The following is a 13148-nucleotide window of genomic DNA, read 5'->3' on the forward strand; positions in this document are numbered from 1 at the left end:
GGGACCGGCCGGCTCAGTAGGCGCCGAAGACGTTGTCGATCGAGCCGTAGCGGTCGGCGGCGTAGTTGGCCGCGGCCACGATGTTGGCGACCGGGTGGTACAGGTCGAACGGCGTGCCCGCGACGTGGTACGCGTTGAAGGTCGGCTGGATGACCTGGAGCAGACCCTTCGACGGGGTGCCGTTGACGGCGTTGATGTCCCAGTTGTTGATGGCCATCGGGTTACCGCTGGACTCCCGCATGATGTTGCGGTGCAGTCCGTCGTAGCTGCCCGGGATGCCGTTCTTCTTCATGATGGACATCGCCTCGCGGATCCAGCCGTCGAGGTTGTTCGGGTAGACGACGGCGGCGGGCGCGGCCGGGGCGGCGGCGACGGTGCGCGCGGCGACGGACCGGCTGGCCGGGGCGTCGGCGGCGGTCCGCTCGGCGGCGGCCTTCTTCACCGCGGCGTCGAGCTTGGCCTTGGCGTCGGCCTTGGCCTTCGCGTCCGCCTTCGCCGCCTTCTCGACCTGGGTCTCGATCGCGGTCTTCTGGCTGTCCAGCTGGAGCAGCGCGGGCTTGCCGGCGGAGTTCTGCAGGGCGACCGGGGCGACCTCGGCCACGGCCTTGGTGTCGGTGCCACCGTCGGTGGGCACCAGGGTGAGCGCGACTGCTGCGGCGCCGGCGGCGGCGATACCGGCGATCGAGGCCCGGCGGGCCTTGGTCATGCGGGTGCTGCGAATGCTGGACGCGGACATACAGACGTACCTCTTTGCTTCGGGAAGTCGCATCAGGCCGGGAGCGGCGCTGCGCACCATCGGCGGGCGGCGACTGGGCAATTCTTAGCGCCCGCAAAATGCCCTGGCAAAGGTGTGACGTACGAAGCCGGATAGTGGATCAGGGAGCCGGACGGATGGCCTCGGCGCGCCTCCTTGCCCGCTCACAGAGTTCTTATGTATCCACTAAGCACGTTCGTAAGTGATGTGGGTCCTATGCGCGGCGTCACATGGGACCCCCCTCGATATTGCTGTGAGTTGCTTCAGCAATTCAATGGGTAGCGAGAGTCATCCGGAAGGATGAGGTGGACGTCGCCGAACTCGTGCCAGAGGTACAGCCCGCGCACCGCGGCGTCGTACGCACGGCCCACGGCGGCCCTCCCGGCGACGGCCTCCAGCATCAGCAGATGGGACGCCTCCGGCTCGTGCAGACCGGTCAGCAGCCCGTCCACGGCCCGTACCCCCCGCGCCGCGGTGACCACCAGCTCCGTCCACCCCGAGGCCGCCCGCACCACCCCGTCCGCCCCCGTCGCCGACTCCAGCGCCCGTACCGCCGTCGTCCCGACCGCCACGATCCGGCCCCCGCCCGCCCGTGCCGCGTTCACCAGCCAGGCCGTCGCCTCCGGCACCGCGAAGCGCTCCGGGTACGGAGGCTCGTGCGCCTCCGCCGACGCCACCCCCGTATGCAGGGTCAGCGGGGCGATCTGCACCCCCCGGCTCACCAGCGCCGCGATCAGCCCCGCGGTGAAGGGCCGGGCCGCGCTCGGCATCTCCGCCGATCCCGTCCCGTCGGGGGAGGGGAGCGCGAACACCGTCTGATAGGCGGAGAGCGGCTGGTCCCCCTCGGTGTAGCCGTACCGGATCGGCCGCCCGCAGCGCCGCAGCAGCCCCGGTACGGGGACCGAGACCCAGGACCACCACAGCCGGTCGGCGCCCGGCGCCAGCGGGGCGTCCAGCACCAGCTGTCCGCCGCCGGGCAGCCGGACCACGGTCCCCGCCGGTCCGCCGGGCCGGGGCCGGGTGGTGCCCCGCCCGTCGGGGGAGCGCAGCTCGACCGCCCACCGTCCGTCGTCGCCCGCCGTCGAGAAGTGGACCACCACCGCCTCGGCGCCGACCCGGCCGGGCACCGCCGCCGCCAGCGTCGGGGAGGTGTTCACCACCAGCACGTCCCCGGCCCGCAGCAGCCCCGGCAGCTCCCGGAAGGCATGGTGGGCCACCCGCTCCCCGGACGACACCAGCAGCCGTACGTCGTCCCGCCCGGCTCCCCGCACCTCCGCGGGCACCCGCGCCGCCAGCTCCGCGGGGACCCGTACCGTCACCGGAGGCACTGGTGACACCGGCGACTCCGGCGACACCGGTGTCCCTTGTTCCCGTGCCATGACCCGTACCCACCTCTCCCTCGCCGCGGTCCCCCGAGGGGCCCGCACGGGCTGCCGGACCCCGGCGGCGCCGAAACGGTCCACCGGCTCTCCGGCCAGACGGTCTCCAGCAGCTAGACGGTCTCCAGCAGCGCGGGCGCCGCGTACCGCCCGCTCGCCGGGCGCTCGTCGAGCAGCCGCAGAAAGCCGGGGACGACCGACTCCGGCGCCGGCCGCTCCGCGCCCTCGGCCGGCACGGCCGCCTCATGCAGATCCGTGTCCATGTCACCGGGGTCCACCGCCCAGACCCGCAGCCCCGGCTCCTCCACCGCCAGCACCGCCGCCAGCTGGTCCAGCGCCGCCTTCGACGCCCCGTAACCACCCCAGGTCTCGTACGCCTCCGCCGCCGCGTCCGAACTGATCGCGATCACCGTCCCGGCGGACGCCTCCCGCAGCAGCGGCAACGCCTCCTGCACCAGACCCAGCGCCGCCACCACATTGGTCTCCAGCGCCTGCCGCAGCCCCGCCAGCGGCTGTACGTCCAGCCGCACCAGCGGCTCCGCCCCCAGCACGCTCGCATTGCTCACCAGCAGATCGAGCCCGCCGAGCCGCCGCGCGGCGGCCACCAGCGCCCGCCGGTGGTCCGCGTCGTTCACATCCCCGGGGATCGCCACCACCCGCGTCCCGTGCACCCCCACAAAGGCGGCGGCCCGCTCCAGCACCTCCCCGGTCCGCGCGTTCAGCACCAGGTCCCAGCCCCGCTCGGCGAGGGCCGACGCCAGAGCGCGCCCCAGCCCCTTGGAACCACCCGTGATCACCGCAACCGGCATGTCTCCGTACCTTCCGTCCCAGCAATCCAGCAATCCGGTCATCCGGTCGGCCGGGGCATCCCAGGGAGCCATCGACCTCATCGACAGCCACGGGCGCCACAGCCGACCACTGACACCTCCCCACCGTAGAAACGCCCCACCGGCCCCCGCGTCCGCCGCGGGCCCCATCCGCCCGGGGCACTTCGACCTAGGACCCGGGGCCCTCCCCACCGCGCCCCACGGCCGATACGGACCCCCGCACCCCGCCGGTACCGTGGCTGTATGAGCCATCCACCCAGCTCAGGGCTGGCCGCCGTGAGCACCGCACTCCTCGCCATGAGCCGGCAGCTCCAGGTACGGGACGTCCTCAAGACGATCGTCGTCTCCGCCCGGGAACTGCTGGACGCGGAGTACGCGGCCCTCGGCGTCCCCGACGACCACGGCGGCTTCGCCCAGTTCGTGGTCGACGGCGTCAGCGACGCCCAGTGGAAGGCCATCGGACCCCTGCCCCGCCAGCACGGCATCCTCGCCGCCATGCTCAAGGACGCCAGGACCGAGCGGCTCGCCGACGTCCGCGAGGACCCCCGCTTCGAGGGCTGGCCCACCGCCCACCCCGATATGTCCGACTTCCTCGGACTGCCGATCAAGGACGGCGACGAGACCCTCGGCGCCCTCTTCCTCGCCAACAAGCGCTGCGCCCGGCCCGAGGGCGGCTGCGGATTCACCGAGGAGGACGAGGAACTCCTCTCGATCCTCGCCCAGCACGCCGCGATAGCCCTCACCAACGCCCGGCTCTACGAACGCAGCCGCGAGCTGACCATCGCCGAGGAACGCTCCCGCCTCGCCCACGAGCTGCACGACGCCGTCAGCCAGAAACTGTTCTCCCTCCGGCTCACCGCCCAGGCCGCCGCCGCCCTCGTCGACCGCGACCCCGGCCGCGCCAAGGGCGAACTCCAGCAGGTCGCCGCGCTCGCCGCCGAGGCCACCGAGGAGCTGCGCGCCGCCGTGGTCGAGCTGCGCCCCGCCGCCCTCGACGAGGACGGCCTGGTCAACACCCTCCGTACCCAGATCCAGGTCCTCGACCGCGCCCACAGCGCCCGGGTCGGCTTCGAGGCCCAGGGCATCAAGGCCCTGCCCGCCGCCCAGGAGGAGGCCCTGCTGAGGGTCGCCCAGGAGGCCCTGCACAACGCCCTGCGCCACTCCGGCGGCGACCGGGTCTATGTCACCCTCGTCCGCCGGGCCCAGGGCGCGGTCCTGCGGGTCACCGACAACGGCCGGGGCTTCGAACCCCGGACCGTCCGCCGGGCCGGCCGCCATCTGGGCCTGGTCTCCATGCGCGACCGGGCGGGCGGCGTCGGCGGCCGGCTCGAAGTCCACTCCAGCCCCGGTGCGGGCACCACGATCGAAATGGAGGTCCCCGGTGGGTGACACCCGGATCAGAGTCCTGCTCGTCGACGACCACCAGGTGGTCCGCCGAGGCCTGCGCACCTTCCTGGAGATCCAGGACGACATCGAGGTCGTCGGCGAGGCCGGGGACGGCGCCGAGGGGGTCGCCCGCGCCGAGGAGCTGGGGCCCGATGTCGTCCTGATGGATGTGAAGATGCCCGGCACCGACGGCATCGAGGCCCTGCGCCGGCTGCGCGCGCTGAACAACCCCGCCCGGGTGCTGATCGTCACCAGCTTCACGGAGCAGCGCACGGTGATCCCCGCCCTGCGCGCCGGGGCGTCCGGCTATGTGTACAAGGACATCGACCCCGAGGCGCTCGCCGGGGCCATTCGCTCCGTCCACGCGGGGCATGTCCTGCTCCAGCCCGAGGTCGCCGGGGCGCTGCTGGCCCAGGAGGAGCAGACCCCGGGCACCGGGCGCGGCGGCACCCTCACCGAGCGGGAGCGGGAGGTGCTGGGGCTGATCGCCGACGGCCGTTCCAACCGCGAGATCGCCCGTGCGCTGGTGCTGTCGGAGAAGACGGTCAAGACCCATGTATCGAACATCCTGATGAAACTGGATCTCGCGGACCGCACCCAGGCCGCCCTCTGGGCGGTCCGCAACGGCCTCGCCGGCTGAGCGGGTACGGGGCCCTCCCCGGGCCCCTCCCGGGGTCCTTCCCGGGTCCCTCCCGGGTCCCTCCCGGCGGGGAGCCGGGGATCGCCGTCCTTTGATCCGGTTCCCGTTCGATACGAGATTCATACTGTCGGGTGTATGTCACCCGGACGGCGCATCCTTCCGTCCCGGGTGACGTTCTCCAGGGCGTGCCGCGGCGAGATCGCCGCGGCGGAAGTCCAGGAGGATTGACGAAGTGAAGAACCTGAAGAAGGCCGCCGCCCTCACCATGATCACCGGCAGCCTGATGGCCGCCGGGGCCGGGGTCGCGTCCGCCAGCACGGGCGCCCATGGAGTCGCCGCCGGCTCCCCCGGCGTCGCCTCCGGCAATCTCGTGCAGGCCCCGATCCACGTCCCGGTGAACGTGTCGGGCAACAGCGTCAATGTCATCGGCGTGCTGAACCCCGTCTTCGGCAACGAGGCCGCGAATCTCTAACAAGCACTGTCAAGCACTGTCAAGCGCTGACGAGCACTGACCAGCGCTGACAATCGCTGATGACCCCCCGGTGAGGCCGGGCCGCCGCTTGCGCACCGGCCCGGCCTCACCCGGCCCGCGCTACACCCCGCGCTCCAGCTCCTCCACATAGGCGTTGTACGCCGCCACACTCGCCCGCCGCGCCACCCGCTCCACCGGCCGCAGCGCCTGTGCCCGCGCCGCCATCTCGCCCGCGCTCACCGCACCCCCGTGCCCGTTCTCGTACGCCACCGAGACCAGCAGCCCCACCCGCCCCGCCAGCTCCAGCACCCGGGCCGCCCGGGGCGGATACCCCGGCGCCAGCACCTCGCGCCCCCGCTCGGCACGGGCCCGGTAGGCGTCCACCGCCGCCTCGGCCACCGGCCCCGACGCCGCCACATCCAGCCGCGTCAGCACCTCCGTCGCCTCCCGCAGCGCCTCCGCCAGCTCCCGCTCCGCCTCGCCCAGCGACGGCACATCCGCGGGCGGAGCCTCGCGCACCGGCAGACAGCGCCAGACCACCTCCACATGGCGGTCCTCCGCGCCCGGCCCCGCGCCCGCCTCGGTCACCTCCGGGACCAGACCGTACGGGGCACCATGGCCGACGACCGCCTCCCCCGCCTCCAGCGCCCGCGCGTTGAAATCCGGCGGGCCGCTCAGCCCCAGCGGATGCCCCGGCGCGGGCAACGCCACCCGCCAGCCGTTCACCCCGAGTCCCCGCAGCCGCCCCAGCGCCAGCGTGAGCCCCACCGGGCCCGCCTCGCCCGGCAGCCCCGACACCCGGTGCACCGCGTCCCCGCCGACGATCGCGTGCACCGCGTCATCGGGAGAGACAAGCCCGGCCAGCAGGGCATTGCCCCACGCCGCCAACCGTCCTGATCGTGGTTCCGAAAGCATGGCCCCACTGTAAGGATCGGGCCCCTGGACAGGACGACCCCGCCAGTGGCGTAGGTTTTCCCTGGGGGCCGTGCCCAAGAGGAATCCGCCCCGCACACCTCAAGACGATTGCATGGGGAGACAACGCGCTCATGAGCGATGTACTGGAGCTGGTGGACGTATCCGTGGTCCGCGACGGACGCGCTCTGGTGGACGACGTCTCCTGGTCGGTCAAGGAGGGGGAGCGCTGGGTCATCCTCGGCCCCAACGGCGCCGGCAAGACCACCCTGCTCAACCTCGCCTCCAGCTATCTCTTCCCCAGCACCGGCACGGTCCGCATCCTGGGCGAGCGGCTCGGCGCCGTGGACGTCTTCGAACTGCGCCCGCGCATCGGCGTGGCGGGCATCGCGATGGTGGAGAAGCTGCCCCGCAGCCAGACCGTCCTCCAGACCGTCCTCACCGCCGCCTACGGCATGACCGCCACCTGGCACGAGAACTACGACACCGTCGACGAGGAGCGCGCCCGCGCCTTCCTCGACCGGCTCGGCATGACCGATTACCTGGACCGCAGGTTCGGCACCCTCTCCGAGGGCGAGCGCAAGCGGACCCTCATCGCCCGCGCCATGATGACCGACCCCGAGCTGCTCCTGCTGGACGAGCCCGCCGCCGGACTCGACCTCGGGGGCCGCGAGGACCTGGTGCGCCGCCTCGGCCGGCTGGCCCGCGACCCCATCGCCCCCTCCATGATCATGGTCACCCACCATGTCGAGGAGATCCCGCCCGGCTTCACCCATGTCCTGATGATCCGCCAGGGCAAGGTCCTGGCCGCCGGACCCGTGGAGATGGAGCTGACCTCCCGTAACCTCTCCCGCTGCTTCGGCCTGCCGCTGGTCGTGGAGCACGCGGGCGACCGCTGGACCGCGCAGGGCCTCCCGCTCGGCTGACCCGGAACCGCGCGTCCGGCCGCTCCGGCCCCCTGTCCCTGCCCGCCCGACCGACCTACCATGACCATGTGGAAATCGACGCATGGGTCTGGTGGCTGATCGGCGCGGTCGGCCTGGGCATTCCGCTGGTCCTCACCGCGATGCCCGAGTTCGGGATGTTCTCCGCCGGAGCGGTCGCGGGCGCCGTCGTGGCGGCGCTCGGCGGGGGAGTCGTCGCCCAGGTGCTCGTCTTCGCCGTCGTCTCCGTGGCCCTCATCGCCGTCGTCCGGCCGATAGCCAATCGCCACCGCACCGGCGCACCCCGGTTCAGCAGCGGAGTCGACGCTCTGAAAGGCCGTCAGGCGATCGTCGTGGAGCGGGTCCACGCCAACGGCGGCCGGATCAAGCTCGCCGGGGAGATCTGGTCCGCCCGGACCCTCGACAGCGAGATGACCTTCGAAGAGGGCCAGCAGGTCGACGTCGTGGAGATCGACGGCGCCACCGCGGTCGTCATGTGACCCCACCCGGGGCCCACCCCGGGCCCATCCGGGAGCCGGCCCCCGGCCGATCCCCGGTCCGACCCTCGGAAACCACCCCCACGGACGCCTCCGGTCTGGGAAACTCGATCATCGGACTCATCGGACCGGACCCATCGGATTCATGAGACCCACCGGATCCCCCGGCTCCACGGGATCCCAGAACACCACCGGGCACATCCGGGAGGCCCAGGCCCCCCGGGCCACCCGGCCGTCAGAACCATCCGGCAGCGAAGGGCACAGGGAACGCGATGCAACCGATCATCATCGTCCTGATCATTCTGGTGGTGCTGGTCTTCATCGCCCTGATCAAAACGGTTCAGGTCATTCCGCAGGCCAGCGCCGCCATCGTCGAACGCTTCGGGCGCTACACCCGCACCCTGAACGCGGGACTCAACATCGTCGTCCCGTTCATCGACTCCATCCGCAACCGCATCGACCTCCGGGAACAGGTCGTCCCGTTCCCGCCCCAGCCGGTGATCACCCAGGACAACCTGGTGGTCAATATCGACACCGTCATCTACTACCAGGTCACCGACGCACGGGCCGCCACCTACGAGGTCGCCAGCTACATCCAGGCGATCGAGCAGCTCACCGTCACCACCCTCCGCAACATCATCGGCGGCATGGACCTGGAGCGGACCCTCACCTCCCGCGAGGAGATCAACGCGGCCCTCCGCGGCGTCCTCGACGAGGCCACCGGCAAGTGGGGCATCCGCGTCAACCGCGTCGAGCTGAAGGCCATCGAGCCGCCCACCTCCATCCAGGACTCGATGGAGAAGCAGATGCGCGCCGACCGCGACAAGCGCGCCGCGATCCTCACCGCCGAGGGAACCCGCCAGGCCGCGATCCTCACCGCAGAGGGCGAGAAGCAGTCCCAGATCCTCCGTGCCGAGGGCGAGGCCAAGGCCGCCGCCCTCCGTGCCGAGGGCGAGGCCCAGGCCATCCGGACCGTCTTCGAGTCCATCCACGCCGGCGACCCCGACCAGAAGCTCCTCTCCTACCAGTACCTCCAGATGCTCCCCAAGATCGCCGAAGGCGACGCCAACAAGCTCTGGATCGTGCCCAGCGAGATCGGCGACGCCCTCAAGGGCCTCTCCGGAGCCTTCGGCAACCTCAGCGGCGGCATGCCCGGCTTTGACACCAAGTCCCCCTCGCGGCGCGAGGAGCCCCCGCTCACCTGAGCCCCCCCGCCCCTCCCGGGGGACCACCCGAGAGCCACCACGCCACCGAAGGCCGGGGCCCCGTACCAGGGGCCCCGGCCTTCAGGCATGATCGATGCGATCAGCACCGATCAGAGAGGCCCCCCACCGTGACCATCTGGGAGATGCTCGCCGTCTTCGCCGCGGGCATCAGCGCCGGCACCATCAACACCATCGTCGGCTCCGGCACCCTGATCACCTTCCCGGTGCTCCTGGCCACCGGCCTCTCCCCGGTCACCGCCACCGTCTCCAACGCCCTGGGACTGGTCTCCGGCTCCATCAGCGGCGCCATCGGCTACCGCGCCGAACTCGCCGGACAGCGCCGCCGCGTCCTCCGGCTCTCCCTCGTCGCCGCCATCGGCGGCCTCAGCGGCGCCACCCTGCTGCTCACCCTCCCGCCCACCGCCTTCGAGACCGTCGTCCCGGTCCTCGTCGGCCTCGCCCTCGTCCTGGTGATCGTCCAGCCCCGGATCTCCCGCGCCGTCCAGCGCCGCCGCGAGATCAAGGGCACCACCGCCCACCCCGACGGCGGCCCCCTCCTCATCACCGGCCTGCTGCTCGCCAGCGTCTACGGCGGCTACTTCACCGCGGCCCAGGGCATCCTCTATGTCGCCCTCATGGGCATGCTCCTCGACGACACCCTGCAACGGATCAACGCCGTCAAGAACGTCCTCGCCGCCGTCGTCAACAGCATCGCCGCCCTCTTCTTCGTCTTCGTCGCCGAACTCGACTGGACCGCGGTCGTCCTGATCGCCGTCGGCTCCGCCATCGGCGGCCAGATAGGCGCCACCTACGGCCGCAGACTCTCCCCGAACGCCCTGCGCGGACTGATCGTCGCCGTCGGCGTCGTCGCCATCGTCCAACTCCTGCTGCGCCGCTTCGGCTGACCGTCCCCGCACAGGGCGGAGCCCGCCCCCGCCCGGAGGCGGCGACGGGCTCGACAGCAGGGGACCGGTCAGGCCGCCGGCCGGTCGGCGAACAGCCACGCGGGCAGCGCCGACCGCTCCCCGGAACGCATCCCCAGCAGCATCGCGTCGGCCGGGGACGGCACGAACGGCTGATGCAGCAGCGGCATCCCCGCCTGCTCCGGCGTACGGTCCGCCTTGCGGTGGTTGTCCTCCGCGCAGGAGGCCACCGTGTTCAGCCAGGAGTCCTCCCCGCCCCGGGAGCGGGGCATCACATGGTCCACCGTCGTCGCGCGCCGCCCGCAGTACGCGCACCGGTGCCGGTCCCGGGCCAGCACACCCCGCCTCGACCACGGCGCCTGTCTTCGGAACGGCACCCGCACATACCGGCACAACCGGATCACCTGCGGTACGGGAAGATCGACGGCGGCGGCCCGCACACGGAGCCCGGGGTGGGCCTGCTCCACCACGGCCTTGTCCTGGAGCACCAGCACCACGGCGCGGCGCAGCGACACCGTCGACAAGGGTTCGAAGCTCGCGTTCAGCACCAGCGTGTCCCGCATGACCGCCCACCTCCGTCAGCCGTCCCCGCCCCAGGCGGGCCTGGATCACACTCTGGCCGGGCACGACGCGATGGACAACGCAATATCCGCCCCGCTCATGGACCCCGCAACAGGCCCACCAAAAGAAAAAATGCCCTGCTCTGATCTCTCCAGGACCACAGCAGGGCAAACACATCACGAACGGGCGGTACGCGGGCCGCCTCCCCCTCAACCCCCCGCGGGCTCCTCGTACTCGGCGATCAACGACGCCCGGCCGAGGGTGTGGAAGCGGAGGTTGAAGCCGACCACCGCAGGGGACGCGTCCGCGTCCGGGCCGAGCTTCTCACTGTCCACGGCGTACACCGTGAACACATAGCGGTGACGCTCCCCGGCGGGCGGGGCGGCACCGCCGAAGTCCCGGGAACCGTAGTCGTTACGGGCGTGCACGGCGCCCTCGGGCAGCCCCGGGAAGGCACCCGTGCCCGCACCGGCCGGCAACTCGGTGACGGAGGCCGGGATGTCGAAGAGCACCCAGTGCCAGAAGCCGCTGCCCGTCGGGGCGTCCGGGTCGAAGCAGGTCACCGCGAAGCTTTTGGTCCCCTCGGGGAAGCCTTCCCAGCGCAGCTGCGGCGAGGTGTTCCCCGCGGCGTGGACCTGGGCGTCACCCAGCACCGACCCGGGTGCGATCTCCTCGCTCACCACCGTGAACGACGGGACCTCCGGGTGGAAGTCATGGGGGAGGGGCGCCCTCTTCAGCTCGGTCACGTGTCGAAACCTCCGGTTCGCTGGCCAGTCCTTGCCCACCGGGCCCCGCGACACCAGCCGCGGGGCCCGGTGGGCATGACCTTAGGTCGTCTCTTATGGATCTTGCTGGGCTCGCTAGATCCTGCCGGATCCCGCCGGCCGCGCCCTACAGCCAGTTGCGCCGGCCGCCGACATCGGCGAGCCACTCGTTGAGATAGGCCGCCCAGTCCGTCGACCCGAACTCCTGGTGCCGCACGGTGAACGCCTTGTACGAGTCGCTGCCCTCGGCGAAGAGCCCGCCCCGCTTGTCCATCTCCAGGATGACGTCCATCTCCTGGGCGTCCGCGACAAAGGTCAGCTCCACCTGGTTCAGCCCGCGGTACTGCGACGGCGGGTAGAACTCGATCTCCTGGTAGAACGGGAGCTGCTGGCGGGTGCCCCGGATGTGGCCGCGCTCCATGTCCGCGTTCTTGAAGCGGAAGCCCAGCCGGCCGAAGGCGTCGAGGATCGCCTGCTGCGACGGCAGCGGGTGGACCGTGATCGGGTCGAGGTCGCCCGAGTCCACCGCCCGCGCGATGGCCAGCTCCGTGCTCACCCCGATGTCCATACCGCGCAGCCGCTGGCCGGCGATGCTGGTGACCGGCGTCTCCCACGGGATCTCCAGACCGAAGGGCACCACCCGCGCCTCCCCGGCCTTCACCTCGAACGCCCCGGAGAGCTGCTGCTTGGTGAAGACGATGTCCTGCTTGACCTCCTGGTCGCCGCTCTCCACCTCGACCCGGGCCTGGAGGCCGACGGACAGCCCCTCGATCTTCTGGTCCACCGAGCCGCCCTGGACGCGTACCTCGCCCTGGACGACACCTCCCGGGACCACATTCTCCTCGGTCAGCACCGTCTCGACCGAGGCGCCACCGGCGCCCAGGCTCGCGAGCAGCTTCTTGAAGGCCATGTCCACTCCTAGCTAGTCCTGCACTGTAAAAACGCGACAGGGCGGTCCGGGGTTCCCCGGTACTCTCAAGCGCCATGACCGTTCCCCCCGACCGTACGACGCTGCCCCGGGAGTTCTTCGCCCGACCCGTGCTGGAGGTCGCACCCGCCCTGCTCGGTCAGGTCCTGATACGCCGGACGGCCGACGGCCCCGTCGAACTGAGGATCACGGAGGTGGAGGCCTACGCGGGCGAGCGGGACCCCGGCTCCCACGCCTACCGGGGCCGGACACCCCGGAACGAGGTGATGTTCGGTCCCCCGGGACATGCCTATGTCTACTTCACCTATGGGATGTGGCACTGCCTGAACGCGGTCTGCGGCCCCGAGGGGGAGGCGAGCGGGGTCCTGCTCCGCGCGGGCGAGATCCTGGTGGGCGCCGAGTCGGCACGGAAGCGGCGACTCTCGGCCCGGTACGACAAGGAACTCGCCAAAGGCCCGGCCCGTCTCGCCACCGCCCTCGATGTCGACCGGTCGCTCAACGGCACCGACCTCTGCGCCGGAGCGCCCGCTCCCCTTTCTCTGGTGCCGGGCCCCGCGCCCCGGGCTGACCAGGTGAGGAACGGACCCCGTACGGGAGTGGGGGGAGCGGGGGCCCATCAGCCCTGGCGCTTCTGGATCGACGGGGACCCGACAGTGAGCCCCTACCGCCCCCACGCGCCGCGCCGCCGGGCAACTTGACTCGGCCCCGCCGGACGCCTAACGTAGCCCGAGCCGCTTGAGCCGGGCCCTGCTGTTCAGCATCCCCCAAAGCGGCCATCCTCTACTGAATGACACAACCCAATCGGGTGTGATTTCGGCGTGCCGGAATTCAGCCCGTGGGAACTCGATTATGAGCCTCCTGGGAAATCAGCTAGAGTTTGAGCGTCGGAACGGCCCAACAGCCGGAAAGACAACCCGATTTCGACCGGGAATCAGGCCCGAAAGGATCTGATAAAGTCGGAGCAGCCGAAAGGCAAA

Annotated in this window: 15 protein-coding genes; 8 read left to right on the top strand and 7 right to left on the bottom strand. The window is 71.6% G+C overall.

Features of this window, described 5'->3' with window-relative positions; translation table 11 throughout:
• Positions 1-13: 13 nt before the first annotated feature.
• From ABT354_RS25130 to ABT354_RS25140, 3 genes are all read right to left on the bottom strand, one after another.
• Positions 14-736, bottom strand: coding sequence for a transglycosylase SLT domain-containing protein (locus ABT354_RS25130; protein WP_351497603.1), 723 nt, complete (start codon positions 734-736; stop codon positions 14-16).
• A gap of 281 nt (positions 737-1017) precedes the next feature.
• Positions 1018-2133: an S-adenosylmethionine:tRNA ribosyltransferase-isomerase gene (locus ABT354_RS25135; RefSeq protein WP_502983493.1), complete on the bottom strand. Its 1116-nt coding sequence runs from the start codon at positions 2131-2133 to the stop codon at positions 1018-1020.
• Between the two features lie 113 nt (positions 2134-2246).
• Positions 2247-2942 carry an SDR family NAD(P)-dependent oxidoreductase gene (locus ABT354_RS25140; RefSeq protein WP_351497605.1) on the bottom strand — a complete coding sequence of 232 codons (696 nt, stop codon included), beginning with the start codon at positions 2940-2942 and terminating at the stop codon, positions 2247-2249.
• Positions 2943-3203: 261 nt separating this feature from the next.
• On the opposite strand from ABT354_RS25140, the gene ABT354_RS25145 reads away from it, so the two are divergent.
• From ABT354_RS25145 to ABT354_RS25155, 3 genes are all read left to right on the top strand, one after another.
• Positions 3204-4349 (top strand): GAF domain-containing sensor histidine kinase, encoded by a 1146-nt coding sequence (locus ABT354_RS25145; RefSeq protein ID WP_351497607.1) that lies wholly within the window; start codon positions 3204-3206, stop codon positions 4347-4349.
• Positions 4342-4986, top strand: a complete 645-nt coding sequence (locus ABT354_RS25150; protein ID WP_351497609.1) for a response regulator — start codon at positions 4342-4344, stop codon at positions 4984-4986. The genes ABT354_RS25145 and ABT354_RS25150 overlap by 8 nt, the downstream gene beginning before the upstream one ends.
• A gap of 232 nt (positions 4987-5218) precedes the next feature.
• Entirely contained in the window at positions 5219-5458 is a 240-nt protein-coding gene (locus ABT354_RS25155; protein WP_351497611.1) for a chaplin, read from the top strand.
• Positions 5459-5578: 120 nt separating this feature from the next.
• Here ABT354_RS25155 and ABT354_RS25160 read toward each other — a convergent pair whose 3' ends face one another.
• Positions 5579-6373: an Rv1486c family protein gene (locus ABT354_RS25160; RefSeq protein ID WP_351497613.1), complete on the bottom strand. Its 795-nt coding sequence runs from the start codon at positions 6371-6373 to the stop codon at positions 5579-5581.
• A gap of 131 nt (positions 6374-6504) precedes the next feature.
• On the opposite strand from ABT354_RS25160, the gene ABT354_RS25165 reads away from it, so the two are divergent.
• From ABT354_RS25165 to ABT354_RS25180, 4 genes are all read left to right on the top strand, one after another.
• On the top strand, positions 6505-7296 hold the full coding sequence (locus tag ABT354_RS25165) for an ABC transporter ATP-binding protein (RefSeq protein WP_351497615.1): 792 nt from the start codon (positions 6505-6507) through the stop codon (positions 7294-7296).
• Between the two features lie 68 nt (positions 7297-7364).
• Positions 7365-7793 carry an NfeD family protein gene (locus ABT354_RS25170; RefSeq protein ID WP_351497617.1) on the top strand — a complete coding sequence of 143 codons (429 nt, stop codon included), beginning with the start codon at positions 7365-7367 and terminating at the stop codon, positions 7791-7793.
• A 269-nt stretch (positions 7794-8062) separates the two neighbouring features.
• Positions 8063-8995 (top strand): SPFH domain-containing protein, encoded by a 933-nt coding sequence (locus tag ABT354_RS25175; protein ID WP_351497618.1) that lies wholly within the window; start codon positions 8063-8065, stop codon positions 8993-8995.
• Between the two features lie 128 nt (positions 8996-9123).
• Positions 9124-9900: a sulfite exporter TauE/SafE family protein gene (locus ABT354_RS25180; protein ID WP_351497620.1), complete on the top strand. Its 777-nt coding sequence runs from the start codon at positions 9124-9126 to the stop codon at positions 9898-9900.
• Between the two features lie 68 nt (positions 9901-9968).
• On the opposite strand, the gene ABT354_RS25185 is transcribed toward ABT354_RS25180, so the two are convergent.
• The 3 genes from ABT354_RS25185 to ABT354_RS25195 all read right to left on the bottom strand — a co-directional run bounded on the left by ABT354_RS25185 (position 9969) and on the right by ABT354_RS25195 (position 12153).
• On the bottom strand, positions 9969-10481 hold the full coding sequence (locus ABT354_RS25185) for an HNH endonuclease (RefSeq protein ID WP_351497622.1): 513 nt from the start codon (positions 10479-10481) through the stop codon (positions 9969-9971).
• A gap of 207 nt (positions 10482-10688) precedes the next feature.
• Complete coding sequence (locus ABT354_RS25190; protein ID WP_351497624.1) at positions 10689-11225, bottom strand: YbhB/YbcL family Raf kinase inhibitor-like protein; 537 nt, start codon at positions 11223-11225, stop codon at positions 10689-10691.
• A gap of 145 nt (positions 11226-11370) precedes the next feature.
• Complete coding sequence (locus ABT354_RS25195; RefSeq protein ID WP_351497626.1) at positions 11371-12153, bottom strand: sporulation protein; 783 nt, start codon at positions 12151-12153, stop codon at positions 11371-11373.
• Positions 12154-12227: 74 nt separating this feature from the next.
• Here ABT354_RS25195 and ABT354_RS25200 point away from each other — a divergent pair, with 74 nt between their 5' ends.
• Entirely contained in the window at positions 12228-12869 is a 642-nt protein-coding gene (locus ABT354_RS25200; RefSeq protein ID WP_351497628.1) for a DNA-3-methyladenine glycosylase, read from the top strand.
• Positions 12870-13148: the final 279 nt, after the last annotated feature.

It is taken from the genome of Streptomyces sp. NPDC000594 (assembly GCF_040299965.1).
Lineage (GTDB): Bacteria > Actinomycetota > Actinomycetes > Streptomycetales > Streptomycetaceae > Streptomyces.